General features: G+C 46.2%; 1 protein-coding gene. It reads left to right on the forward strand.

Translation table 11 applies throughout. The features are described from left to right. The coding region (locus R7Q09_RS28400) for an AbgT family transporter (RefSeq protein WP_318144239.1) at positions 1 to 517 on the forward strand (517 nt) is incomplete at both ends.

Here is a 517-nt window from a genome sequence, read left to right on the forward strand (position 1 = left end):
CAGAGAAAATCGTTGAGCCGAAACTTGGCAAGTACAACGAAGAAGAAGCGGCTGAAGATTTGTCTAACGACAAAATGGGCAACCTAACTGACCTTGAGAAGAAAGGTCTGAAAGTTGCTGGTCTTGCTGTGTTGGTTGTGTCTGCTTTGTTGGCTTGGACGATTGTTCCAGAAGACGGCATTCTACGTTCAGACGCTGGCACTGTTGCAGGATCCCCATTCCTGAAAAGTATCGTCGCTTTCATCTTCGTATTCTTTGCTATCCCTGGCTTTGTATACGGTAAAGTCGTTGGCACGATGAAAACCGACCGTGATGTTATCGATGCGATGTCTAAATCAATGTCTTCGATGGGCATGTACATCGTGTTGGTGTTCTTCGCTGCGCAGTTTGTTGCTTTCTTTAAGTGGACGAACTTTGGCCAAGTATTTGCCGTTGCAGGTGCTGACTTCCTGCAAAGCATCGGTCTGACTGGCCCTATGTTGTTCTTCGCATTCATTCTGATGTGTGGCTTCATTAA

It is taken from the genome of Vibrio sp. 2130-1 (genome assembly GCF_033339515.1).